The organism is Herpetosiphon giganteus (assembly GCF_016907925.1).
GTDB lineage: Bacteria > Chloroflexota > Chloroflexia > Chloroflexales > Herpetosiphonaceae > Herpetosiphon > Herpetosiphon giganteus.
Genome location: NZ_JAFBCZ010000007.1, coordinates 1 through 24,430 on the forward strand (window position 1 = coordinate 1; position 24,430 = coordinate 24,430).

A 24,430-nucleotide genomic window follows, 5' to 3' on the forward strand; every position below is an offset into this window, starting at 1 on the left:
CTCGGCTGGTTAGCGGATAGGGTTTGCACCATCCAGTATACCACCCGAGGTCGTTCTGTATCCTCGGTTTAAGCGTCCCTGTCCGCCCTTAAACGCCCGCAGGCGAGGGGCTTTAGACTTGTGGTTCTGACACAGTTCTTGGTAAACACTGGTCGGCTCCCCCTCGCCCGTGTTCAGTGGGCCGTTCAGTGAATCAAGCAACCCAGAGAAAGCCAGACGTAAAACGGGTGCTCCCCCTCGCCCGCGTTCAGTGGGAGAGGGGGCTGGGGGGTGAGGGAATGCTCTACCATGAAAAGCTAGCGCTAAGCTGCGAGACAATGCTATAATCCTTGCGACTGCCCATCGTTTTTGCAGTGGAATTTCGGAGGAGCTATGTCACGGCTCAATCATGAGACAAACGAATGGCATTGCAAGGTCGTGCTGTTTGGCCCACCTACCCGCAATGCAGTGAAACTAGCCGCCCAATTGGTTACAGCCATTCCGCTCGCTGAACGCGAAGTAACCTGGGATAGCCCGCCAACGGACGAACCAACCCTCGTAGCTCGTTACCGGCCTGCAAATGCTAGCCTTGGTGATATTAAGCCCGTCTATATGCTGCATGCCTTGCGTTCTGCTGGCTCAACTGCCGCCGACCGCCAGCATGTTTTGCACAATACTGATGGCGTGATTCTGTTGCTTGACCTCGAAAGCGAAGAGCAATCGATTTTTGCCGAGCGCGAGCTTGAACGCTTTTTGAGCACCTATGGTAAAACTATCGCCTCCATGCCTGTGCTGTTGCTTGGCGCTAGCCCACTTGATGATGGCCAGCAGGCCCGTTTGAATGCTAATAGCCTCTCGTATTTTGCCGCCGAAAACGCGACAACCTTGCAACGGGCGTTGCATACCCTCACCAGCGGCCTCGAAGAAGATTCGGGCTTGGCTGGGATTGGCTTTGACCTTGATGATTTCGATAGCGACGGCAGTGCTGTCGATCTCGATGATATAGAGTTTGATGATTTACATGCCTACGACGACGACGAACTCAAATAGACTCACCCTGCGCCCAGCCACCAGCGACGATCGCGAGCCAATTGTGGCGTGGTGCAATACTTTGTGGAACGGACAACCAGATTATATTGGCGATGTTTGGGATTATTGGTTGCCCCAAGGCCATTTGTATGTTGGCGAGATTGCTGGCTGGCAAGAACCGGTGGTTGTGCTGCGCCTGCGGGTGCTTTCGCCAACCCAAGCTTGGTTTGGTGGCTTACGGATTCATCCTGAGTTGCAAGGCCAAGGCTTGGGCCGCGAATTGGTCGAATATTCGATCGATTGGGCCAAAAGTTGGGGCGCGCACACGATCGGCTATATGACCGAGCGTAGCAATCATCGCATGCATTCGATGGCCGAAAAGCTCAATTTTGCCAATGTTGGCTTTATTGAATGGTATGGCTTGAACGATCTTGCTGCTGCTCCTGCCAATGTTGTGCCCGATGCTAGCTTGATCGATCTGAGCCAAGCCCAGAATTTGCACGATCAAGGCGGGCGCTATGTCTATCAGTGGACGGTGCGCAACCTTGATCAAGCTGAGCTTGAACGCCGTGCTGCCAGCCAAGAATTATATGTGCTGCCTGATCGCAGCGGCTGGATGATTTGCCAACCGGATGGCTTTATTGCCCATATTGAAGGCGATGCGGCAGCGCAAACCACGCTTTTGGCTCATGCGCGCACCCTGCCCGAATGCCAAGAGTTGCTTACTCCACAGTGGCGTGATAGTCGCCAAGCTCAATTAATCGCCCAACTCAATTGGCACGATACCAACGAAGCCTATAGTTTGTTTGAATTAGCGCTACGCTGAGCGCAAATAGCCCATCAGCATCGTGTATAATCGTGAGAGCACAGAGCATAGAACATAGAACATTAATGGCTTGAGCACAATAATTGGCTTTGTTCTATGCTCTTTGTTCTATGTTCTTAATATCTTGAGGTTCCCAAATGAAAGGTTCAGAGCTACGGCAGCGTTTCTTAGACTACTTTGCGCGGCAAGGGCACGCCGTCGTGCCAAGTAGCTCGCTGATTCCTGCCGATAATCCCACCCTGTTGTTTACAGTGGCTGGGATGGTTCAGTTTAACGATGTCTTTTTGGGTCGCGAAAGCCGCCCCTACAGCCGCGCCGTTTCATCGCAAAAGTGTTTGCGCATCTCTGGCAAGCAAAACGACCTCGAAAATGTTGGGCCATCGCCGCGTCACCATACCTTTTTTGAAATGCTGGGCAATTTTTCGTTTGGCGATTATTTCAAAAAAGATGCAATTCGTTTTGCATGGGAGTTTCTGACCCAAGAAATTGGGCTTGATCCCAAACGGATGTGGGTCAGCATTTACGAAGGCGATGAGCAGATTCCCGCCGACGAAGAAGCCCACGATTTATGGCTAGCCTATATGCCTGCCGAGCGGATTTTGCGCTTCGATGCCAAAGATAATCTGTGGTCTGCCGGCGATGTTGGGCCACGCGGGCCATGCTCGGAAATTCACTATTACATCGGCGATGATCCCGATAACCAAGTGCCAGAAGGGGTGAACTCCGAAGACGACACCTATATGGAAATTTGGAACTTGGTGTTTATGCAATACAACCGTGATGAAAACGGCGTATTGACTCCGCTGCCCAAGCCATCAATCGACACTGGTATGAGCCTCGAACGCTTGGCAATTGTCAAACAAGGCGTGTTTCGCTCGTATGAAACCGACTTGTTCACGCCAATTATTCACACGGTGATGGAATTGCTGGGCACTGGCAGCGAACATTATCAAGCCAATAGCTCGGCCTACCACGTGGTGGCCGACCATAGCCGCTCGATCGCTTTTATGATTGCCGACGGCTTGCGGCCTGGCAACGAAGGCCGTTCGTATGTGCTGCGCCGTTTGGTGCGCCGCGCCGCCTATTTTGGCCAAACCATCGGCTTCAAAGCGCCATTCTTGGCCGAAACGATTGCCACCGTCATCGATATGATGGGCGATGCCTACCCTGAGTTGCGCAACAAACAAAGCTATATTGCCGAAGTGGTGACTGGCGAAGAAGAACGCTTCAACAAAACCTTGGCTGGCGGTTTGCGCCAACTCGAAGCAATGTTGCCAAATCAAGCAGAGGCAGTTTTCAGTGGTGCTGATGCCTTCAAACTCTACGATACCTATGGCTTTCCGCTCGATCTGACCGAACGCATCGTGGCCGAACGTGGCTTGACGGTTGACTTGGCAGGCTATGAGGCTGAGCTTGAAGCCCAACGCGCCCGTGGCCGTGGTGCTGCTCAATTCAAAAAAGGCGCGGTTACCGAACGCTGGGCCGAGCGCAATTTGGCCCCAACCAGTTTCACTGGCTATCACGAGCTAGAAAGCTGGGGCCATGTGCTGGCGCTGGAGTTCGATGGCGAAGAACTTGGCACCGTCCAACGTGGCCAAGAAGTCGCTTTTGTGCTCAATCGCACCTCGTGTTATGCCGAAAGTGGCGGCCAAATGGGCGATAGCGGTGTATTGGTCGGGCCGCATGGCAAAATTGTGATCGACGATGTGCAAAAACCAGTACCTGGCGTGTTTGTCCATCGTGGGCGGGTCAGCGAAGGCAGCGTGAGCCTTGGCGAGCAAGTGACCGTCACGGTTGATGCAGCACGTCGCCGCGATATTGTGCGTAATCACACCGCCACCCACTTGTTGCACCGCGCATTGCGCGACAGCTTGGGCGACCATGCCGAGCAAAAAGGCTCGTTGGTTGCGCCAGAGCGCTTGCGCTTCGACTTCAACAACCAAAAAGGCCTCAGCAGCGACCAACTTCAGCAAATCGAAGACCAAGTGAATGCTTGGATTCGTGCTGATAGCAAAGTTGAAGCTGCCGAAATGGCCTTGCCGCAAGCCCGCGAATTAGGCGCAATGGCCTTGTTTGGCGAAAAATATGGCGATGTTGTGCGCGTGGTGACCGTCGGTTGTGGCGATAGCAGCGATCATGTGCACGTCAACAGCGAAGCGCCGGTTTGCTCACGCGAGCTGTGTGGTGGCGTTCACGTTGCCCGCACTGGCGAAATTGGCTTCTTCAAAATCGTCAGTGAAGGCTCAGTGGCCTCAGGTGTGCGCCGGATCGAAGCTGTCACTGGTCGCGCCGCTGCCGAATGGGTCAGCCAACAAGCCCAATTGATTCGTACCTTGGGCGAGAAACTTGGTGCGCAGCCAGGCAAAGTTGAAGAAAAACTCGATAGCTTATTGCTCGACCAAAAATCGCGCCGCGATGAAATCGAACGCTTGCGTGGCGAATTAGCTGCTGGTCAAGTCGATAGCTTGTTGGCCCAAAAAACTGAGCAATCAGGCACGCCATTGGTTGTGGCGCGGGTTGAAGCCAGCGACGCTGATAGCTTCCGCCGACTTGGTGAGCAACTGCGCGATAAACTTGGTAGCGGTGTCGTCATTCTTGGCACCGTCATCGATGGCAAGCCGTTGTTGCTCGCCGCAGCAACCGCCGACCAAGTTAAAGCTGGTCGCCATGCTGGCAACTTGGTCAAAGCCTTGGCTGCCAAAGTTGGTGGTGGTGGTGGTGGTCGCGCCGATTTTGCTCAGGCAGGCGGTCGCGATGCAGCTGCGCTTGATCAAGCTTTGGCTGAAGCCAGTAGTTTGCTCTAGCTGAAAATCCCTCATCCCCTAGCCCCCTCTCCCGTTGAGCGAGGAGAGGGGGAACGATAAGCATTAATCGCCCAATGAGTAAACAACCTGTGGTGTTGTCCTCATCGGTAACAGATCGTTGTACAATAAAGCCGAGATTCTGCCAACACCACAACATTTGACGTGTGTTCATTCTGAAAGCTTTGGGGGCAACCCAATGACAACTGGCAAAACTGAACTGATCACCATTGCCCTTGCTGATTCAATCGATAGCATTCTTCAGCAGGTGCGTAATGCCAAAGCAGAGCATGTTGACATCTTCATGCCCGAAGGTTCGATTTCGTTACAAAGCCGTAAAACCTGCGATCGATTGCGCGAAACTGCCAACCGCGAAGGTATCGAACTGACGCTCTATACCAGCGATCCCAAGGTTGTCAAAGCTGCTTTGACCTGCCAGATGATGGTGGTAGAAATTGAGCCAAGCGTAGTAGGCAGCAAGCCTGCGCCAGCTGCCGCAGCTCCAGCCCCGCCAGTTGCTCCTGTTAGCCCCGAAGAAGATTTCTTGGCTTCGCTGGAAGGTTTGCCCACAGCTTCGACGACCGATCGTTTGCAAACCAGCTCTAGCGTGAGCAAGCCAATTGCTAGCCAACCGATTCCCAAGCCTGCGCCGCAGCAGCCACGTAGCGAAATCGACGATTGGGCCGATGCCTTGGATAGCCTTTCGGTCGCTTCAACTGCTGGCGAAACTGGCTTGCGCCAACACGAGCAAGCGCGTGGCAACGACAACTGGGATTTTGATGGATTCAACGATTTTTCGGATACGCTCAGCGGTGATAGCGCGACTGTTACTGCACCACCAGCTCGCCCGCGCATTCGCCCAGAAGATATTGAATTAACTAGTGATGACTTGCACCGCCAAGATGCCAAAGCCCGTCGGGCACGATCTGAGCAAAAACGCGCCGACGAAAAGGCCGAACTCAAGCAACAAAACGCGCCAAAACGCAATTATCCATTGTGGGGCATGCTGATTCTGGCGGCGATTGCAATTGCTGCGTTATTATGGTTTTTGTTTGGCAATAGAGGTGTGAGTGGGGTTACGGTTTTGGTGCGGCCAGCGCCAAGCTTGGGTGGCCAAACCTACCAAGATGTGCGGCTCAACTATCAAGCCGACCCGATTAGCGAGCCAAGTTCGGCGGCAATTCAAGGCCGTTTGATTACGGTGCCAATTTCGGTGCCTGTGCGTGGCACGGTCATCACGGCAACCGAGCAGCCAGATCAAGCAGCTGCTGGCCGGCTCGAAGTCTATAATCGCAATACCCAAGCCTATCCGATTCCAGCCAATACGCGGGTCAAGGTGCTCAACGCTGCTGGTGAAGAAATTGTTTTCTTGACCCAAGGCGAGGTGACAATTCCCGAAGCAAGCAGCAGCATTACTGGCGTGACCAACGGCGTTGGCGCGATCCAAATTGTGGCTAGTGCTGGTGGCACTCGCTACAACATGCCAGCCAGCGGTGATGTTATTTGGACGATTGAAGGCTACGAAGGCGCACTATTTGCGATCAATTCAGAGCCAGTTCAAGGCGGCACGACTGCCCTGTTGAAATTGCCAACTGAAGCAGATTGGCTGCCACTGTTGCCCCAAGCTGTCGCCCAATTTCGCAGTGCAATCCCTGCCCAAATGCAAACTGTGCTGCAAGAAGGCGAAGTGTTGGCGGATGTGAATTTCTTGCCTAATGTCGATGATTTGACCCAAGACCCAAGTTTATATGATGTGCAGACCCGCCCTGTGGCTGGCACTGATGGCGATTTTGAGCTGATTGTGACCGCAAATTTTCAAGGCTTGGCGGTGCGCGGCAATTTTGCCGAACAATTGAATCGGGCCTTGCCAAATGCCTTGCGGATCAAAGATCCATCGTTCAGCACCGATACCAGCAGCATCGTCAAAAGCGAAGTTCGGCTCGATGATTCGGGCGCAAGTTTGTTGTTGGCAACCGTTGAAGTTGCGCCAAAAACCAATCTTGGCTTGCCCGATAGCACCAAACTGAAGATTGCCGAAAGTATCAAAGGCCTAACTCCAGCCGAGGCAATGCTGCAATTGCAAGCCTTGCGCGAAAGTGGCTTGATTGGCGATATTGTTTCTGTGCCAGAAGTGGAGCGTTTGCCGCTCGACCCTGCCGAGATCAATGTTCAGGTGCAAGAATGAGCGAGCGACCCAGCCGTGGCCGAATTATCGCTTTGGATGTTGGCAACAAACGCATTGGCGTGGCAATGTGCGATCCCGACCGGATTATTGCCAGTGGCCAACCAACCTTGCCCGCACAGCCGAGCGATAAAGCCTATGCCCAGCTTTTACAAATGATTGCCGATAATGAGGTGGTTGAGCTGGTTATTGGCCTGCCATTGACCTTGCGTGGCGAGGTTGGCGCTCAGGCCAAGGCGGTGCAGGCGTTTATGCGCGGCCTGCAAAAACGCACCAGCATTCCAATTACCTTGTATGATGAGCGTTTTACCAGCGTTGAGGCTGAGCGCTCGCTCGAAGCTATGGGCATCAAAAAAAGCAAACATCGCGATCACGTCGATGAGCTGGCGGCCATTTTAATCTTGCAAGATTATATGAGCTCGATTGCCCCGCCGCGCCCGCTCTACCACGACCCTGATCACGATGATTGGGATTAACGAACAAGCCCCGTTGATTGTCCTCAACAGGGCTTGTTTGTTTTAGGGTTGTTGCAGCCAACGCACGCCTAAGCTAGCAATTTCGCAGCTATTGCTGAATTCCTCGCCACTCAAGCGATCGTGCCACGTGCCTTGTAGCTTGATCGTTTGGGCTTGCTCGCCATGGTTGCACCACAGTAATCCATCGGTTAGCTCAATTCGCTCAATATCCTCGGGCAAGCGTTGAGCAGCAGGCCACAAGCGTGGCAAGAGATCGCCCAAAATTTCCTCTGTTGGATAGCAGCCCATTAAAACTGCCAAGCCCTTGCCATAAGTTGCGGCGCTAATCGCAGCCTGCCCAGCGGCATAGCATTGATCCCACGTCGCCAACGTATTGGCGTGGCTTACGTTCAGCACTTCCATCCACAGCGGCGCGGTATAGCTGGCATCGCCAACTTTCACCGCCCAAGGCTTCGCCGGATCAAGCGCGCTCCATTCGGCCACATCAGCACCGAACAAATCGGTCAAACCGCTGGGGAAGCCAGCGGGAGCTGTGCGATTGTCGCTGCGTTTGGTCAAACTGCGTGGCGTGCAAATCAACGTGCCTCCTGCTTGAACCCACTCGCGCCAGCCAGCAGTTTCAGTAGGGTTATCGAGCATTGGGGCTACAGCAATTGCCAATTGATACTCGTCGAGTGGCGTGCCACGCTGCACAATATCCACCCCAACGCCATAGCTGGTGAGCGTGCGATGAATCGTGCGCAGTAGCTGCCAATAGCTCCAGCCTTGAGCGTGCGGATCAAGCTGTTGCGCCCAATGGTCATCGTAGGAAACGAGCAAGGCAACTTTGCGCGGGGCTGCTTCTGGCTGTCCATGCTGTTGCCATTCGTCGGCAACAATGCGGGCTTCGACGCTGCCACGGGCTGGCCGATTGGCATGATCGCGCAGGCCGCTATGATATTGCTCTTGCCCAAGCCAGCAGGCGCGCCAGCGGAAATAGAGCACGTTGGCCGCGCCATGAGCTGCATCTTGGTAGCTCCACAAGCGCACTTGGTTGGGCGGCACTGGCGGATTGGTGGGAGTCCAGTTGATTTGGCCTGGCTGTTGCTCCATCACCCAAAATGGCTGGCGTTTGAGGCCTCGAATGTGATCGTGATACATCGAGACTGCTTGCCAATTCGGAAAACCATGCGGATAGTTGTCCCAAGCAATCGTATCAACTTGCTTGGCCATATCAAACCAATTGATCTCATCGTCGCCAGGGGCAATGTTGGTCAAAATTGTGCGATTTGGCGAATGCTGGCGCAAAATGTCTGCTTGCATGCCACAATAAGCCACCTGTTGATCCGAGGCAAAGCGCCGATAATCGAGCACTAGCGAAGGATTATGGCCGCCGCCAACTGGCACATTTGGCAAAGGAATTTGTTGCCAATCGCTGTAGGTTTGGCTCCAAAATGCCGTGCCCCAAGCCTCGTTTAAGCCTGCCAAATCGCCATAGCGTTGTTCGAGCCATTGGCGAAATGCTGCGGCGCAATGCTCGCAATAGCAGCGCGCCGAGCCATGATTGCCAATTTCGTTATCGATTTGCCAAGCGGCTATCGCTGGATTGTTGCCGTAGCGCTCAGCCATGGCGCTGACGATTTGGCGGCTATATTCGATGTAATCAGGATTGACCAAACAGGCTTGACGACGACCGCCATGGCCTAAACGCCGACCTTGGGCATCGATCCGCAACAGGTCTGGTTGGCGATGGGTCAGCCATGCTGGCGGTGTAGCGGTGGGCGTGCCCAGCACAATTTTCAAGCCTTGGCTGGCCAAAGTTTCAATTGCTTGATCAAGCCAAGCCCAATCGTATTGGCCTGCTGCTGGCTCCATCAAGGCCCAAGCAAATTCGCCGATCCGCACATATTCTAAGCCCAAGGCCCGCATTTGTTGGGCATCATCGGCCCACCACGTTTGTGGCCAATGCTCGGGATAATAACAAACACCTAATGGCATAAAAAAACCTCTTGTGAAAGGATGAAGGATGAGGGATGAAGGATGAACCAAACGCGAGAAGATTAAGTTTTTAACCACGAAGGACACGAAGAGCACGAAGTTTTGTTTATTCACGTACTGATAGTTCGTGGCATTGAAGCATTTATTTTGATATTCGCGTCCATACTATGCTTCGCGGTTACATTCCTCCCTCATAATTCATCCTTCATCCTTATCAGCCTTCGCATTCTTAGCGGTTAAATTTCATCCCTCATAATTCATCCCTCATAATTCATCCTTTGACAGCGCCTGCGAGTGCGCCGGAAATAAATTGGCGTTGGAAGGCGATAAAAATCATCATAATTGGCAAGGTTGTGAGCGCCGTGCCCATCATCAACTGGCCATAATCGATAATCGACAAGCCAACCAAGGCATTGATCCGCACGGGCAGCGTTTCCATGGCTTTATCGCGCATCACAATCAACGGCCAGAAGAAGCTATTCCATTGAAACATAAACGAATAAATCGCCAAGGCTGCCAAGGTTGGGCGCATTGTTGGCAATGCTACGCTGGTGAATACCCGCCACTCGCCAGCACCATCCATGCGTGCTGCGTCGAGCAAATCGTCGGGCAAGGCTTGCATGCTTTGGCGCATCAAGAAAATGCCAAACGGATTGGCCAGCGCTGGCAAAATCACCGCCTGATAGCTGCTGATCCAGGTTGGATTGCCCAAAAAGGTAATTTTGGACATCAGCTGAAACAGGGGCACAGCGGTGACGTGATAGGGAATCATCAAGACCAACAAAAACATGCCAAACAACACCGAGCGCCCGCGAAAACGGAATTTGGCAAAGGCATAGCCAGCAAGCGAGGCAATAAACACGCTCAGGCTGGCATAGACCACCGCAATAAAGGCCGAATTAAACAGCGAGCGGCCAAAGCCATTGGCAAATAGCCCTTTGATGTTGGTCCAAGCTGAGCTACCAAACCACAAGTGGGGCGGAAAGCGCAGCACTTCGCTTGAAGGCTGCGAAGCCTGGACAAACATATAATAAAAGGGAAACAGCGAGAAGAAGGCCCCAATCACCAACACGATGTAGATCAGAATGCGTTGGAAACGGCTGACCAAGGGCTTCGGCATAAAGTCGTCTGAAAGCTTGGTTTTTGCCATCGCTTAGTCCTCCCCGCGCTGAGCAAGCCGAAATTGGAGCAGCGAAAAGGCTGCAATGATCAACACCATCACATAGGCAATCGCCGACGCATAATTAATTTCGGCGCTTTGGAATGCAGTGCGATAGAGCAAGGTTGCCATACTCAGGGTTTCGTTGGATGGCCCGCTGCGGGTCAGCAGATATGGCTCATCAAAAATTTGCAGCGTGCCGATGGTTGAAAGCACGGTGGTTAAAAGAATTGTTGGGCGCATCATCGGCACGGTAATCGACCAAAATTTGGCCCATGCCCCAGCGCCATCAAGCTCAGCAGCCTCGTACAACTCATCGGGAATGCTCTGCAAACTGGCGAGATAAATCACCATGTTATAGCCTGTCCAGCGCCAGGTAATCGCTGTAATCAGCGAGAATTTGGCGGGCCACGCATTGCTCAGCCAAGGCACCGATTGAATGCCCAAGCCATTCAGCACATAGTTAACCAAGCCTTTTTCATCGTTCAGCAGCAGCCGAAAGATCAAGGCCACCGCAAAGAGCGCGGTAATTGCAGGCAGAAAATAAATTAGGCGAAAGACAGTGCGAAACTTCAAAACGGCGTTATTCAGAATCACTGCCAAAACCATGGCCAAGCCAAGTTGTAATGGCACTTGAAACAGCAATAAAAACACCGTGTTGGTCAGCGCTTTGCGAAACACTTTATCGCCCAATAAGCGGCGATAGTTATCAAAGCTAAAGCCACTGTTGGGGTTTAGTTGGCTCTCGAAGCTCAATTGCAACGAAGAAACAATTGGGTAGAGCATAAAGATGCCAAACACCAACAAGGCGGGGACCAAAAACATGTACGGGGTAAGTCGCCGTCGCCATTGGTGGCGGCGCTCTGCTGGCGTGAGCATCTGCGACCCCATAGAACCCTCCTAGGCATGACCATTAACTGACTAGAGTAACCAGCATTCCCACAGCATTAAGCCAAACTCCCCTCTCCCGCAGGCGAGAGAGGGGCTGGGAATGCGCGCATGAACCTACTGGGCGATTTCGCGGCCAGTTTGGTTGGCTAATTCGTCGGCTGCCTCTTGCAGGGCTTGTTTGGGGTCCATGCCTTGGCTCAAGACCTTGGATTGGGCTGAAGCCAAAACAGCTTGGCCTTTAGCATAATCTTTGGTGTAGGTTGCTGGTGGAATGTTTTTGATTTCATCAGCAAACATCTTCCAAATTGGTTGGTTGTTGAAGAAGGCGACTGGTTTGCTATACAGATCAGCGCTATATGCTGGCTGGTAGCTTGGCCAAATCCCAAATTTTTCCATCATGAGATTTTGGCCTTCGTTGGTGGCCAAGGCGTGTTCGACGAATGCCCATGCAGCATCGAGATTTTTGGTTGCTGCGGGAATTGCCAAGGTTGAACCGCCAAGGTTGGCAGCCCGATTGCCGCCTTTTTCGAAGGCTGGCAACAACATCACATCCCATTTGCCCGAGAGATCAGGCGCTTGGTCGATGATCGTGCCGCTATACCATACGCCGAATGGAACCGTCGCAACATCGCCATTTTTGGTGGCGGCAACCGTGCCATCCCAACCATTGATATTGGCAACTAAGCCTTTATCGTTGATTTCTTTGAGCAAGGTCAGGGCTTGAACTGATTTTTCGTTGGTCAGGTTGATTTTGCCATCGCTATTGAAATAGCAGCACACGCCCAATTGGCTGGTCATCATGCGGAAGCCAGCGTCATCGGCCACAATATCAACGGGAATAAGCTTGGTTTTGCCATCGGTAGCGGCCAAAATCTTTTCGCCAGCAGCGATCAAATCGGCCCATGTTTCAATCGATTTGGGGTCTACGCCAGCTTGTTCGAAGATATCGACGCGATACCACAAGCCAGTTGGGCCTGAATCCCAGGGAATCGAGCGAATTTTGTCGTTGATTTTTGATTGGGCCCATTTTGAAGGATCGAAATCTTTTTCGTATTTGCTTGCGCGGCTGGTTAAGTCGGCCAAGCCTTCGGGGAAGGTCGCGGTGTAAACATCCATGCGGTCGGATTCGATTGCGACGACATCGGGTAAGCCAGCGCCGCCAGCTTGCATGCCGGTCGTCAGCCGATCATAAACATCTGTGCGCCCAAGGTCTTGGATTGTAACTTTGACGTTGGGATATTTTTGGTTGAACGAAGGTACGGTGGCTTCGAGGCTTTTGGCAGCCACGTTCCAAGCCCAAACCGTAATTTCGCCTTTGACATCTGCAGGGTTGGTTGAGCCAGTGTTGCCACTGGTGGTTGTTGCGGTGCTCTCGCTGCCACAGGCAGCCAAAATCAGGGTCAAGACCAATAAACTAATCAGCGAAAGATGCATATTTCGGCGAACCATCAGCGGATCTCCTTGCGCTACATTGCACATATCACCATTATCATCCGACTATCGATAGGAGCGTTCTCCAGCATAGATGTTACGTCTGCCAAGCCTCCTTTGGATGATTAACACGAGTGGGAAATTCAACGGATAAAGCATATCACGCTATCAGTATCATAGCATATTATTCCTAATTCGTGGGAGCGTTTCCATTGGCCTAATCGGCCTAGCCTCGGGGGTGATTCGACTGGGGATGAAGTGCGTGGTGGCTTCTTTTAGTGCGTAAAGAAGTGCTAGGTAAATAAAGGGCAGGATAATGGTTTTTATCGCTATTTGATCGTCAATATTCTCCCATAAAGGTGAAGCATATTAATGATATTTTGACTATACTTTAGCCTGAAGGATGAGTAATCGTATTTGCTCACAATGCTGCCAGAGAGAGCCATCCACAGATCAATCTCATCATTGATTGGAGAAGGTATGCATGCTCCTTTTGTTCAAGTGGAGTACAATCAACTTTTAGCGCTTGCACAGCGCTTGCCTAACGGAAAACTTGGCTTGCGGTATAGCACCGATATGTTCGAGCTGAATGGCCCGCTCAAAGATACTAATCAATACGTCCAATTTGACCCGACGAACGAGTAATTAACCACGCTGCTGCCCGCCTCATTGCCGCGTGAAGTCATGAAAAATAGTGGCGTGGTTTGGTCGTCCGCCATGGATCGGGCCTTAGTTACGGATAGACAATATCTTGGCTCACAGTATTATTGGTGGACTGCCGCTAATGGTTTGCAGCCGCTTGATCTGGGCGTGGCGGTTGCGCAATATTTTGCGTGGTCGCCTGATGGTGCAACGATTGCCTTTTTTTGCAAGCCGAGCGTGGGCAGTGGTTCAGTGCCTGGGCGCTGACCAAACCCGCCAACTTGTATCTGATGGATGCGGATGGCGGGAATCGGCGCATGATTCTGGCCGATGCCTATAGTATCGCTGGCTTGCAATGGTCGCCGAATGGGCGTTGGTTGGTGATTGTGGCCCGTTTCAATGGGAGCCGCGATATTGTGTGGTTGGTCGACTCGCAGACTGGCGATCGCTTGCAATTGACCCCATAAGGAAGTTATCAATGGCCTGTCTGGTCGCCCGATGGCAGCGAGCTTGCGGTCATTTGGTATGACCCTGCGGATACGGGTGTTGACGGCAACGATTATGTGATTCGCTTGGCCGTGCCGCCGCTTGCCCGCTAATAGCATCGACTACTGAAGAGTTGCAGGCAAGCCCTTGTTCTGTTGTGCGTAAGAGCTTGCCCGCAACTCATTTTATGTTCACGTTTGATCCGTAGCTTGGATTATTAGGGATCAGCCATAATAAGTATTTCTGTTGGTTCATAACCTGGCGCAGTTATAAGGATAAAGTTGGTTCCCATTTTGATTGTAGACGCAACGAAGCCTTTATTATCGCTACTTGAGAAGAATGGCTGGAGATAGACTCGTGCATGGGCAACAGATTCTCCTTTGTTTACCATGACGTGAATGTCATCGATATGTGTTTCCAATGGGTCAATATAAAGCTTTGCATTGGTAATTGGTGCTTGTGTATCAGCATCGACGACTAAAAATCCTGATCCCATAGAAGTTACCGCTAATTGTGGTTTGGCTAGCTCGCCACAAGCGCTAATGCTGATCAGCACTACGAGGGCAAGCAGCCAACGCATGAAGATGTTGGAACGAAGCATCAATGAATCTCCCTAGATTGAATAATCAAACGATAGAGGTTATGGCTGGTACATATGGTGGTGTCTGTTAACCCTCGCTATCACAAGCCGATGCAGGGTTATTCACTAGGGACAAAGATTCCATATTCCTTCATATGGTTTATAGCCATCTGCGGTTATTTTAATTTCATTGTAAAAAAGTTTCACTGTCGTGGTAAAGCTTCCATGGGCATCGGTGAAAGCTTCAGCACGCGACCCATACATTCGGTCATGCAAAATGTACACTCGTGCATTCGGAATAGGCTCTTTTGATGATCGATCAACAACGCGACCCTGATAGATAGAGCGATAGCCTTTCATTTGCGCTGACAATTCGGATGAGTATTCCATGGTAAATTCCAATTGGGATTGACCACAGCCGCTGATACAAAATAACAGCATAAGTGCAAGCATCCAGCGTATGAAAATGGTGGAACGAAGCATTAATGAATCTCCCTAGATTGAATACTCAAAACGATAGGGAGAGTATAGCTTGAGCCTCTTGGCTGGAGTTGCAATATCGTTGCAGGAATGCAGCAATATCGCTGCAACGAAGCATATGTGCTGCCCATCCTTAATGTTGCGGATGCTTGGGCTATGGAGAAATCCCCTCGTTCATTTGTGTGAACGAGGGGATCGGTGGTGAGGAAATCACATCTACGGGGTGGCAACTTTTTGCTTCAAGCTGGCTTGCAGTTCGGCGCTCAAATTGGTGAAAAAGCTATAGCCGGTTTTTTCTTCGATTGTCGCGATCGAAACGATATACTCGCGCCAATCTTTATCGCGAATGCCATCGCGGTTGGGCATGCGCAGCGCAATTACTTCGGTCTTGGCATTGATGTCGCTCACTTGGGCATTGGCATCAAGCACCAGCGCAATCTTCCAAACATACTTGGGCACGCGAATTTTGGGATCGCCAATGCTGCCTTCGGAGCCTTCGGGGCCAGCGATTAAATACAATTGCTTGCCATCGCGCACCAAATCGCGACAATAATCCTCGAATTCTTTCCATGGGCCTTGGTTGTTGTCGGGTGCTTGGGGCACGATGTTGGTCATATAAAAGACCGAACGATTGATGCTTTCCGAAGCAGTGCGATCGGCTGATGGCAACATATGGCCACGATCATAGCCGCTGTTGGTGTAGTCGCTGGGTTTGACGCGATACCAGCCTTCGGGCAAATCGGGATCGGTGGTGAATTGGCTGCGGTCGGTGTTGCCCAAATCAGCAATATCCAAATGCCAACTGACCCAATTGAGAATGTTGAGCTTGCGATTGTAGGCCAAGCTATATTCCGCTCGCTGCATCAGATAGTTGTTGCTGCTGCTGGTTTCGGGCAACGCTCCACTAGGATTGCCCAACGCCATGTGATTAACGTCGGCTTGCGGTTGATTTGAGCCATTGGGCTTGGTTGGCTTTGGGGTTGCCAAAAATTGCTGAGCCTCGCAGCCACTCAGCAGGATCATTAATGTGATGATCGCAATCCAAAAACGGCGCATACAGTTCCTCTTAGCAAACAGAATGGTTCCTGCTAGGCAGTGTAGCACAATTGGGCGAGTTGGCGATTATTTGAATTGGGCATTGGCAAAGCTAAGGCTCTGGCTCAATCGTAGAAATTGGCTTGCTCCAAGCGCTTAATTGCTAAAAAAACACACGCCCCATGTGGAGCGTGTGCTTGGAAACGAGAATTAACGCTTATTGAACGCCACAGGCCGTCCATGCTTGGGCGGTTGCATTGTATTCAGCGCTGCTTGCGCCATAGAGGTCGCGGGCGGCGTTGAGGGTCGCGGTGCGTACAGCCTTGAAGTTTGAGCTTGGGGTTAAGTAGACCGTCAAGGCGCGATAGAAGATCGCAGCGGCTTTTGGTCGGCTAATGCCGGTTACTGCTTGGCCTGAGGTGCGGTTGGTGCCACCTTGGGCCAACAGATAGAAGACATGGTTTTGGATGCCGCTGTTGGTGTGGACACCGCCATTATCGCCAGTGCCAGTGTAGCGCTTGCTGTAGTGGTCGGGGTCGCCTTCGGCAGCTGGGTTTGACATACTGCGCAAGGCATCGCCAGCGGTAGCTGGTGTATAGATGTCTTCGCCGATCAGATAATCGCCAGTGCCGCTGCTATATTCCACCATCGTGCCGAAAATATCCGAGAACGATTCGTTGGAAGCGCCCGATTCATTGCTATAGATCAAGCCAGCGGTTTTTTCGGTCAGGCCGTGGGTAATTTCGTGGCCTGCAACGTCGAGCGAAACCAATGGGCGGAAGGTGCTGCCATCGCCATCGCCATAGGTCATGTTGGAGCCGTTCCAGAAGGCGTTGTTGTAGCGATTGCCATAGTGAACGCGGCTCAACACGCGGAAGCCATTGCCATCGATGCCGCGACGACCAAAGCTATTCAGATAATAGTCCCAGGTCAGTTGTGCGCCATAGTGAGCATCAACGCCTGCACTTTGGGTGCTGGCGGTGGTGTTTGTGCCCCAAATGTTATCAGCATCGGTGAAGATGCTGCCACCGCTGGTGCGATTGTTCATGTTGGTGGTGTACATGCCACCGCGTGAGTTATCGCGCAGATTGTAGACCCCACTCACCAAATCGGTGGTGATTGAGACATTGCCGCTGTACAAGCTCTTGCCTGTGCCAGTAGCGTTTACGCCATCCATATCGTTGTAGTACAACTCGGTTTCGCCGGTTTGGGCGTTGATGAAGAACTCGTGGTGGGCGGTTGCGTCGGTGCCATCTTCGATGTGTAAGCTCACTTGGAAGACGATCACTGAATCTTTGCCTTCGCGAGGCAGAATTTTGAGTTCGCTGCTGGTTTCTACGCCACCAGATCGGGTGGTGCCGAAATCATATTTCACTTGGCTTTGAGCAATTTTGATTGCTTCAGCTGAGCTTAATTTAGCAGTGAGATCAGTCCCTTCAACCACGAAGAGTTCGCCACTTTCTTGCGTTACATTGCCCTTGGTATCGAGGTGCGAAATCACTTGGCCGCCAAAAACCGGCAAGCCAGCGTAGGTTTGATCGAGGCGCACGTTCGTGCCCAAATCATCTTGATCAACGCCACGCAATTTCAAATTGCCACTGTTGGCACCTTTGGCTGAGAAGTGATTCAAACTCGTATCGACGGCGGCGGTTACCCAATCTGGGCGTACGCCCTTGGCTTCGGCTTCACGATAGCTGCGGATCAATTGACCGCGAACTTTGCCATAATCTTGAGCGCCAGTACTGGCAACTGAACCAAAAACAGCCCCAACTACACCGAACAAGGCAGCAAGAGTGATTAAACGTTTGCGAACCATAAAGAATTATAACCTCCGCAATTGTAGGGATTTCGAGAATAACCAGCCCATCAGCCAGCGTTGTAACAGAACAACACCAAAAACTGACGAAAATAGTCATACAGTTGGCATATCGCTAACGAGCGTTATTGACTGCCAAACACGAAATTGCAGAGCCGCGGCAGGTCTGGCGCTGACTTCTCTGATGCGATCGGGCGAGCGCATGCTAGAAGTCATTGGTTGGCCAAAGCTGGAGCATTATCAATGCTCATGGCGCTTATCGAAGGGTCTGAATCTTGGTTTGCTGGAATAGTACTATTTGCGCAGGAGAACAATACCACGCCCTATTTCAATATGCAAGATTGTTGATACGTTGTTTCAACTAATTTTTAACTATTTTTAGGCCATTCCAAAGGGATAAAAACAATTTTACTATTTTTCACCACCATCCAGTGGCAATAGTGACATGGGGGATTTTTAGCAGTTTGTGGCTCTAAAAAACCAGCATTATTTGGAGGTTTGCATATGCGATTTTGCTGTTTTACGCTGGGATGGGCTATAGGACTGTGGTTGGTTGATAGGCTTCAAATAGCGTGGTATCTATATTTTATTGCATCAATACCAATTATTTTAATTTTTGTTTATATCCGCAAATCATGGCGAATTATGCTAATAGCAATATATGCCGGTACTATGCTAGGGGTAGGCCGAATGCTGCTCAGTCAAAATATGGTCAATTCTGACGATATTCGTCAACAGATTGGTTTGACAACCCGTTTGGAAGGGGTGATCGTTGGTGAGCCGCAATGGACTCCGCAACAACAACGAATTGTGCTTGAAGTTCAGGCCTATGAAGCCAATCGGCAACGGGTAGCAACCTCGGGCCAAATTATGCTTACCCTGCCAGCAGAGCCGCCACGCAGCAACGGCGAACGCTTGCTGGTGAGTGGCACAATCATCACGCCAAGCTCAAGCCCAAACTTCGATTACGCTGCTTATCTGCGTCGCCGCTCGATCTATGCCATGCTTGAGCCTGCGCTGCTTGAACAAGCTTTGCCTGCCACCAACTCAGCCTATCAACGCTTATTGGCGCTAAAAATTCGCACTCAAACAATCATCAACCAAACTCTGCCTCAGCCCCAAGCAGCAGTTTTGGTTGGGATGTTGCTGGGGGTCAAAAGCAGCGTGCCCAAGCCAGTTTGGGAAACCTTCAATCGCACAGGGCTTTCGCATATTCTGGTGATCTCTGGTTGGAATATTACGATTGTGGTGGCCTCGCTTTTGGGCTTGGGCAAGGCACTCAAGCTCAATCAACGCCATGCCACTGGTTTGGCACTTGGGGCAATTGTGGTCTATGTGGCTTTTGTAGGGGCGAGTGGTGCGGTGGTGCGAGCCGCCTTGATGGGCGCGATTGTAGCTTTGGCCCAGCCGCTTGGCCGCAAACCCGATGCTTGGGCTGCCTTGGCAGCAGCAATTTGGCTGATGACCTTGCTTGATCCGCAGGCATTGTGGGATTTAGGCTTTCAATTATCAGCTCTGGCAACCGCCAGTTTGTTTGCGTGGGGCAAGCCTATTGAAGCCAAATTGCGTTTGTGGCTACGTTGGCGCTGGCTCGAATGGATAATTGAGCCATTGACTGCAACCTTGGCTGCTCAAGTGTGGGCCTTGCCAATTATTTTGTATCACTTTGGCAATCTCTCGTTAATTGCGCCAGTCGCGAATGTACTGATTGTGCCGGTTGTGCCCTTGATTATGGCGAGCGGCGCGGTGTTGGCCTGTTTGGGCTTGTTTGGGCGCTGGTTGGCCTTCTTGGCTTTGCCGATTACCTGGGCCGCCTTAACCTGGGTCGTGCGCGTCGCCGAATGGCTGGCCGATCTGCCTTGGGCTGCCGTCGAAATCCCCAAGTTTAGCAGCATCTGGCTGTTGCTGGCATATAGCCTGAGCGTTGGCCTATGGCTGTATAGAGAACAAAGAGAGTGGCGAGGATTCAGGGGTCAGGAGTCGGGGGTTTAACGCAGAGGCGCAGAGCACCGAAGGATGAAGATGAGGGATGAGGGATGAAGGATGAAGGGCTATTGGCTTTGGGCTATCGGAAGAAGAATCTGTAGCTAAAAATAATTATTCGTGGAATTCGTGCAATTCATGGCGAAAAATTTAACGTAGCGGCGCAGAGCACCGAAGGATGAGGGATGAGGGATGAGGGATGAAGGGCTTTGGGCTTTAGGCTATCGGAACATAATCTGAGCAATCTGTGCCAATCTGTGGCTAAAAACTTACCCTTCGCGTCCTTCGCGGTTCCCATTCTTCGTGTCTCTTCGTGTCCTTCGTGGATCAATTTAAAAACGCAGGGGCCGAGGATCATCCGATCCCCGACCCCCAACAACCGATCCCCAATTTAGATTAGGCGTTGCTTGCGCTTGCGGGCGGCTTGAATGATCACGATGACCGAAATAATCACCATCAACACCAAGAGTCCAGCGATAGCATACAAAATCCATTGCGGTTTTTCAGGTGGTGTCACTTCGCGATAGATCGGATCATCTTGGTTTTCGCCGAGTGCATCGTTGGCAATGCCAGCTGTATCGCCAGTGACCGTTGGATCTTCGACGCTAATTTGTTGGTCGTTGACGATTGCCAAGCTGCCATTGAGCCGCGTGCGCAAGCGCGAGGTCGTTAAGGCATTGCCCGACCATTGCACGCCTTGGTCAGTGCTGCCAAGCACCGCCAAAATGCTGCGTTGCTCGTTCCAAGGCGAACGCATAAACTCCAAATAGCCAAGGCTCAATTCGGGCGGAATCCGATAAACTACCCGACTATTGCCAAGGGTTGGATGCTTGCTGCCTTGAGCAAACGGTGCAGGAATAATTGGCTGCAAAGCAGGATCTTGCAAAATGGCATGCGCTGGGGCTTGGCCAACCAAGATCAAATCGTGATTTGCCTGTACGCTGGCAACCTGTTCGGGATTGACTGCGCGCAACTCAACAAACGCTGGATCGAGGCTATCGCCCAAAGCTGTTGCCAACTGACCAGCAACCGTCCAACTTGCTGGATCATCGCTTGGCACCACAAAGGCGACGTTTTTCAAGGTATTGCTGATCGTGAGTGGCTCCAAGAAGGTCGCCAAATTGCGCAACACGATCGAGCGGCCACGGGTGGCGCGGACTGGAATGCCAATCATCGAATCGGCGCGCAGCGTGTACCAAATGCCTGCCAAGTTGGGATCAACACATGGCGTATTGGGAATTAAGTTGGCGCTAATTGTGATTCGGTTGCGGCCAACATTCAAGTTGCCACGTGGAATCGGCACGCGGCCAACGCCATTTTGCGAGGTCGTATCATCGAAGCGAATCGAGCCTGCTGGCCGATCGTTGACTCGCACCATCATCGCCGAAACTGAATAATCGAGCAAGGCCGAGTGGGCAAAATGAACTTCGATATAGCCATCGTTGCTCATTTCGTAGCCGCTGGGCATATCGACATTGAGTTCGAAGGTATGCCCGCCGATGCCAAACTCCGAGGCGGTTTCGAAGCCAAGGCTGCGGAAGGTGCGTTCGACAGTCAAGCCAGTGCTTGGCACATCAGTAATTTGCAAATTCAGGGTTTTGGTCAAAACATCTGGCGAATTGACATCGGCGACCACAGCAATTGAGGGATCGTTGCTCGCGCGCACATTGCCGGTGCTAAATGCCTTGGCTGCTTTGATAACGCCTTCGTCGTCGTTACCGCTGAGCGCCAACACAACCCGTTGTTGGTTCCATGGCGAGGTTGCCATTTGAATAATGCCATCGGCGGCTTGGGCTTCGCTGAGGTTAAAGCCCTCGGCTCCGCTGCCCTCGGCAAAATCAACGGCAGCTAAATTTTCGAAATTGGCTGCTTGACCAACGAAAATCAAGTGCGATTCGCTGCGCAGCGTTGGCGAAAGCACGCTCTCTGCAATCAACGGCACTTGAATTCTGCTTGACGTAATGCTACCAACTTTGGCGGCAACAATCAAGCCGGCTTCAAGCTCGGCGGCGCTGGCATTGCTGGGCACAACGATCGTGGCAACATCTGGCTCAAGCGGCGAATCTTGGAAGATTGGGCGTGGCAATTGCTTGACATCGGTCGAAAGTGTGCCCAAGCTATGAGGCAATTTGAGCGACGATGTGGCGCGAATGATCACGCTGGTTTGGCTATCGTTGCCACAGTTGAGGCCTGCATCGAGCAAAATGCCCAAGGTGTGTGCGCCATCGACGCGAGTTGAGGTGTAGGCAGTTTGCGAAATAGGGATGGTAACCGAGCGTGGCCCTGAACGATCGAGGAAAATTCGTTCAAGCTGCACGTTATTAAATTGCACATCCATCGAGCCAGCGAAAAATTGGACATTTTCATCACTGCTGACTGAACTGCCGGAAACGAAGGTTTCGAAATCAAGCGTGATTGCTGCGCCTGGCTCCAATTGCCATGTGCTAGGCAAGCGCACGTTGATATAGCGGGCGTTGAACGGCCCTTCCATCGAATCTTCGCGCGCGCCAAGCTGGGCAAAGGTCACAGTATCGCTATCGGTAACCACTGGCGTAACCGTTGCTTGGTTAAGCGGGGCTGCCGCAGTTTTGGCAGGAATGGGATTAAGGCTGGTGCGAGCAGCCTGTGAAACCATTGGCAAGCTGGCAAAAAGGCCCAGCGCCACGGAAAAAAGCAGAAAAACGCGCACTAAACGAACCATGCGAACTCCTTGCGAGACAATAGGCCAGCGTAACAGCGAGTTACGCTGGCAGTGTTGGTGGCACGTGATTATTTGCCGTAGCGTTCGTACCACATGCTGAACATAAGTAAATTCCAAATTTGGCGACTATAATCGTGCCGCCCAGCCCAATGATCACTGAGCATTGTTGCAATATATTGCGGGTTGAAGAAACCTTGTTCGGTTAAGGCTTCAACCGAAAGTTTTTGGTTGACCAATGGCCGCAGGTCGGTTTTGAGCCATTGGGGAATTGGCACGCTAAACCCAGCTTTGCGGCGTTGCAAAATTTCTGCTGGCAGCACTTTGGCAGCCACGCGCTTGAGCAAATATTTAAGCTTCATGCCATTGATTTTGGTGTGGCTTGGCAATTTGGCCATCCACTCGACCAAACGCGTATCGAGCAACGGCACGCGCACTTCGAGCGAATGGGCCATGCTCATCCGATCAACCTTGACCAACATATCGTCGGCCAATTGTACTTTGGAATCGACATACAGCAAACGATTGAGCACATCGTCGGGCGCGTAGGCATCGTAATAGCCTTGCAACAGATCGACGGTTGGGCGTTGTTTGGTCAAAATCGACGAGCCTGCATACAGCTGCTCTTTCATCGATTCGCTCATAAAGGCTTTCCACGCGGCGTGGGCTGGCAACGGCGCAAGCATCCCGCCCTGCACAAAGCGCTTGGCTTTGAAATCGAAGCTCACTTTGCCATCGGATGTCGGTAGCCGATTGCCTACGCTTGGCACCAAACCGCTGCCAATTGCTTGCGGCAAACGCCGATAGAGCGCAGCGATTTTATCTGCTTGATAGGTGGCATAGCCGCCAAATACCTCGTCGCCACCATCGCCACTGAGCGCTACTTTGACATGCTGGCTGGCCAATTCGCTGACCGCATACACCGCTACCGACGATGAATCGGCGAATGGCTCGTCAAAATATTTGACCATGGCATCGACCGTGGCTTGTGCATCAGGATTCATCACGATTTCGTGGTGATCGGTGCGGAAGCGCTCGGCGACAATTCGCGCATATGGCGATTCGTCGTAGGATTTTTCGGCAAAACCGACCGAGAAGGTTTTAACGGGCTGGCTGGTGACTTCGCTCATCAAGGCCACCACCAAACTTGAATCGACCCCGCCGCTGAGGAATGCTCCCAAGGGCACATCGCTAACCAGTTGATCCTGCACAACGGTGCGCAACAGATTCAGCAGGTCGGTTTCAACATCGTTGGTAATTTTGAAGTGTGGCGAAACGACGCGCGGAATATCCCAATATTGCTTGATTTCGACGGCGTTGGTTGCTGCTTCGTAGGTCAGCATATGGCCTGGTTGAAGCTTTTTAATTGCTTTGAAAATCGTATTTGGACCAGGCACATAATTCAACGAAAGATAATCGTGCAAGCCAATTGGGTCGATTTCGCGGCTAATGCCTGTATCGAGCATGGCCTTAATTTCCGAGCCAAAGACCAAGCGATCGCCTAAATTGGCATAATACACAGGCTTGATGCCAACGTGATCGCGGGCAATCACCAAGCGCTGACGGCGCTCATCCCAAATTGCGCAGGCAAACATGCCGTTGAGATGCTTGGGAAATTCATCGCCAATTTCTTCGTACAAATGCACGATCGTTTCGGTATCGGAGTGGGTTTCGAATTTATGGCCAGCTTTTTCTAGGCGTGGGCGCAATTCAGGAAAGTTGTAGACCTCGCCGTTATAGACGATCCAGATTGAGCCATCTTCGTTGGCGATTGGCATTTTGCCGCCAGCAACGTCGATAATCGACAGCCGCACTGAGCCAAGCCCCACCGGGCCGTTGAGATAAAAGCCATTTTGATCTGGCCCGCGATGATGGATGTTTTCGCACAGCGCTTCGAGCAATGGCCGCTCAGCGGTACGACTTTGATCAAAATAGACAATGCCACAAATACCACACATA

The 24,430-nt window shown here is 51.8% G+C and carries 19 protein-coding genes; 9 read left to right on the forward strand and 10 right to left on the reverse strand.

The genetic code is table 11. From position 1 onward, the window contains the following. Positions 1 to 372 precede the first annotated feature (372 nt). The 5 genes from JOD20_RS08010 (at position 373) to ruvX (ending at position 7,293) form a co-directional block, all read left to right on the forward strand. Entirely contained in the window at positions 373 to 1,029 is a 657-nt protein-coding gene (locus JOD20_RS08010; RefSeq protein ID WP_204754768.1) for a hypothetical protein, read from the forward strand. Beyond that, positions 1,001 to 1,834, forward strand: a complete 834-nt coding sequence (locus tag JOD20_RS08015) for a GNAT family N-acetyltransferase (protein WP_204754769.1) — start codon at positions 1,001 to 1,003, stop codon at positions 1,832 to 1,834. Before JOD20_RS08010 ends, JOD20_RS08015 begins: the two co-directional genes overlap by 29 nt. Positions 1,835 to 1,971: 137 nt before the next feature. Then, on the forward strand, positions 1,972 to 4,638 hold the full coding sequence (alaS, locus tag JOD20_RS08020; protein ID WP_204754770.1) for an alanine--tRNA ligase: 2,667 nt from the start codon (positions 1,972 to 1,974) through the stop codon (positions 4,636 to 4,638). Positions 4,639 to 4,834: 196 nt separating this feature from the next. Beyond that, on the forward strand, positions 4,835 to 6,820 hold the full coding sequence (locus JOD20_RS08025) for a hypothetical protein (protein WP_204754771.1): 1,986 nt from the start codon (positions 4,835 to 4,837) through the stop codon (positions 6,818 to 6,820). Next, on the forward strand, positions 6,817 to 7,293 hold the full coding sequence (ruvX, locus tag JOD20_RS08030; RefSeq protein WP_110514091.1) for a Holliday junction resolvase RuvX: 477 nt from the start codon (positions 6,817 to 6,819) through the stop codon (positions 7,291 to 7,293). Before JOD20_RS08025 ends, ruvX begins: the two co-directional genes overlap by 4 nt. Before the next feature lie 42 nt (positions 7,294 to 7,335). On the opposite strand, the gene JOD20_RS08035 is transcribed toward ruvX, so the two are convergent. From JOD20_RS08035 to JOD20_RS08050, 4 genes are all read right to left on the reverse strand, one after another. Next, on the reverse strand, positions 7,336 to 9,270 hold the full coding sequence (locus JOD20_RS08035; protein WP_204754772.1) for a beta-galactosidase: 1,935 nt from the start codon (positions 9,268 to 9,270) through the stop codon (positions 7,336 to 7,338). A gap of 271 nt (positions 9,271 to 9,541) precedes the next feature. Then, a complete protein-coding gene (locus JOD20_RS08040; RefSeq protein ID WP_204754773.1) occupies positions 9,542 to 10,420 on the reverse strand; it encodes a carbohydrate ABC transporter permease in 879 nt (292 codons plus the stop codon). Between the two features lie 3 nt (positions 10,421 to 10,423). Next, the gene (locus JOD20_RS08045) at positions 10,424 to 11,320 is read right to left on the reverse strand and encodes a carbohydrate ABC transporter permease (protein ID WP_204754774.1); all 897 of its coding nucleotides are present in this window, start codon (positions 11,318 to 11,320) and stop codon (positions 10,424 to 10,426) included. A 114-nt stretch (positions 11,321 to 11,434) separates the two neighbouring features. Beyond that, entirely contained in the window at positions 11,435 to 12,769 is a 1,335-nt protein-coding gene (locus JOD20_RS08050; RefSeq protein WP_204754775.1) for an ABC transporter substrate-binding protein, read from the reverse strand. 462 nt (positions 12,770 to 13,231) lie between these two features. Between JOD20_RS08050 and JOD20_RS08055 the strand changes: the two genes are divergently transcribed. The 3 genes from JOD20_RS08055 to JOD20_RS08065 are packed head-to-tail and all read left to right on the forward strand — an operon-like array spanning position 13,232 to position 13,860. After that, positions 13,232 to 13,396 carry a hypothetical protein gene (locus JOD20_RS08055; RefSeq protein WP_204754776.1) on the forward strand — a complete coding sequence of 55 codons (165 nt, stop codon included), beginning with the start codon at positions 13,232 to 13,234 and terminating at the stop codon, positions 13,394 to 13,396. A 39-nt stretch (positions 13,397 to 13,435) separates the two neighbouring features. Next, positions 13,436 to 13,660, forward strand: a complete 225-nt coding sequence (locus tag JOD20_RS08060; RefSeq protein WP_204754777.1) for a hypothetical protein — start codon at positions 13,436 to 13,438, stop codon at positions 13,658 to 13,660. After that, complete coding sequence (locus JOD20_RS08065) at positions 13,618 to 13,860, forward strand: TolB family protein (RefSeq protein ID WP_204754778.1); 243 nt, start codon at positions 13,618 to 13,620, stop codon at positions 13,858 to 13,860. Before JOD20_RS08060 ends, JOD20_RS08065 begins: the two co-directional genes overlap by 43 nt. A 236-nt stretch (positions 13,861 to 14,096) precedes the next feature. On the opposite strand, the gene JOD20_RS08070 is transcribed toward JOD20_RS08065, so the two are convergent. The 4 genes from JOD20_RS08070 to JOD20_RS08085 form a co-directional block, all read right to left on the reverse strand. After that, positions 14,097 to 14,480, reverse strand: coding sequence for a hypothetical protein (locus JOD20_RS08070; protein ID WP_204754779.1), 384 nt, complete (start codon positions 14,478 to 14,480; stop codon positions 14,097 to 14,099). Between the two features lie 105 nt (positions 14,481 to 14,585). Further along, positions 14,586 to 14,942, reverse strand: coding sequence for a carboxypeptidase-like regulatory domain-containing protein (locus tag JOD20_RS08075; RefSeq protein WP_204754780.1), 357 nt, complete (start codon positions 14,940 to 14,942; stop codon positions 14,586 to 14,588). A 213-nt stretch (positions 14,943 to 15,155) separates the two neighbouring features. Then, positions 15,156 to 15,995 (reverse strand): DNA/RNA non-specific endonuclease, encoded by an 840-nt coding sequence (locus JOD20_RS08080; RefSeq protein WP_204754781.1) that lies wholly within the window; start codon positions 15,993 to 15,995, stop codon positions 15,156 to 15,158. A gap of 196 nt (positions 15,996 to 16,191) precedes the next feature. Next, the gene (locus JOD20_RS08085; RefSeq protein WP_204754782.1) at positions 16,192 to 17,790 is read right to left on the reverse strand and encodes a M4 family metallopeptidase; all 1,599 of its coding nucleotides are present in this window, start codon (positions 17,788 to 17,790) and stop codon (positions 16,192 to 16,194) included. Positions 17,791 to 18,294: 504 nt separating this feature from the next. On the opposite strand from JOD20_RS08085, the gene JOD20_RS08090 reads away from it, so the two are divergent. Then, positions 18,295 to 19,782, forward strand: coding sequence for a ComEC/Rec2 family competence protein (locus tag JOD20_RS08090; protein WP_239583781.1), 1,488 nt, complete (start codon positions 18,295 to 18,297; stop codon positions 19,780 to 19,782). A gap of 382 nt (positions 19,783 to 20,164) precedes the next feature. On the opposite strand, the gene JOD20_RS08095 is transcribed toward JOD20_RS08090, so the two are convergent. Beyond that, on the reverse strand, positions 20,165 to 22,474 hold the full coding sequence (locus JOD20_RS08095; RefSeq protein WP_204754784.1) for a cellulose biosynthesis cyclic di-GMP-binding regulatory protein BcsB: 2,310 nt from the start codon (positions 22,472 to 22,474) through the stop codon (positions 20,165 to 20,167). 68 nt (positions 22,475 to 22,542) lie between these two features. Next, positions 22,543 to 24,429, reverse strand: a complete 1,887-nt coding sequence (gene asnB / locus JOD20_RS08100) for an asparagine synthase (glutamine-hydrolyzing) (RefSeq protein ID WP_204754785.1) — start codon at positions 24,427 to 24,429, stop codon at positions 22,543 to 22,545. Position 24,430: the final 1 nt, after the last annotated feature.

Coding starts and splice junctions, on each gene's coding strand:
- JOD20_RS08010 (WP_204754768.1), top strand. CDS start 373: ATGTCACGGCTCAATCATGAGACAAACGAATGGCATTGCAAGGTCGTG.
- JOD20_RS08015 (WP_204754769.1), top strand. CDS start 1,001: ATGCCTACGACGACGACGAACTCAAATAGACTCACCCTGCGCCCAGCC.
- alaS (WP_204754770.1), top strand. CDS start 1,972: ATGAAAGGTTCAGAGCTACGGCAGCGTTTCTTAGACTACTTTGCGCGG.
- JOD20_RS08025 (WP_204754771.1), top strand. CDS start 4,835: ATGACAACTGGCAAAACTGAACTGATCACCATTGCCCTTGCTGATTCA.
- ruvX (WP_110514091.1), top strand. CDS start 6,817: ATGAGCGAGCGACCCAGCCGTGGCCGAATTATCGCTTTGGATGTTGGC.
- JOD20_RS08035 (WP_204754772.1), bottom strand. CDS start 9,270: ATGCCATTAGGTGTTTGTTATTATCCCGAGCATTGGCCACAAACGTGG.
- JOD20_RS08040 (WP_204754773.1), bottom strand. CDS start 10,420: ATGGCAAAAACCAAGCTTTCAGACGACTTTATGCCGAAGCCCTTGGTC.
- JOD20_RS08045 (WP_204754774.1), bottom strand. CDS start 11,320: ATGGGGTCGCAGATGCTCACGCCAGCAGAGCGCCGCCACCAATGGCGA.
- JOD20_RS08050 (WP_204754775.1), bottom strand. CDS start 12,769: ATGGTTCGCCGAAATATGCATCTTTCGCTGATTAGTTTATTGGTCTTG.
- JOD20_RS08055 (WP_204754776.1), top strand. CDS start 13,232: ATGCATGCTCCTTTTGTTCAAGTGGAGTACAATCAACTTTTAGCGCTT.
- JOD20_RS08060 (WP_204754777.1), top strand. CDS start 13,436: ATGAAAAATAGTGGCGTGGTTTGGTCGTCCGCCATGGATCGGGCCTTA.
- JOD20_RS08070 (WP_204754779.1), bottom strand. CDS start 14,480: ATGCTTCGTTCCAACATCTTCATGCGTTGGCTGCTTGCCCTCGTAGTG.
- JOD20_RS08075 (WP_204754780.1), bottom strand. CDS start 14,942: ATGCTTCGTTCCACCATTTTCATACGCTGGATGCTTGCACTTATGCTG.
- JOD20_RS08080 (WP_204754781.1), bottom strand. CDS start 15,995: ATGCGCCGTTTTTGGATTGCGATCATCACATTAATGATCCTGCTGAGT.
- JOD20_RS08085 (WP_204754782.1), bottom strand. CDS start 17,790: ATGGTTCGCAAACGTTTAATCACTCTTGCTGCCTTGTTCGGTGTAGTT.
- JOD20_RS08090 (WP_239583781.1), top strand. CDS start 18,295: ATGCGATTTTGCTGTTTTACGCTGGGATGGGCTATAGGACTGTGGTTG.
- JOD20_RS08095 (WP_204754784.1), bottom strand. CDS start 22,474: ATGGTTCGTTTAGTGCGCGTTTTTCTGCTTTTTTCCGTGGCGCTGGGC.
- asnB (WP_204754785.1), bottom strand. CDS start 24,429: ATGTGTGGTATTTGTGGCATTGTCTATTTTGATCAAAGTCGTACCGCT.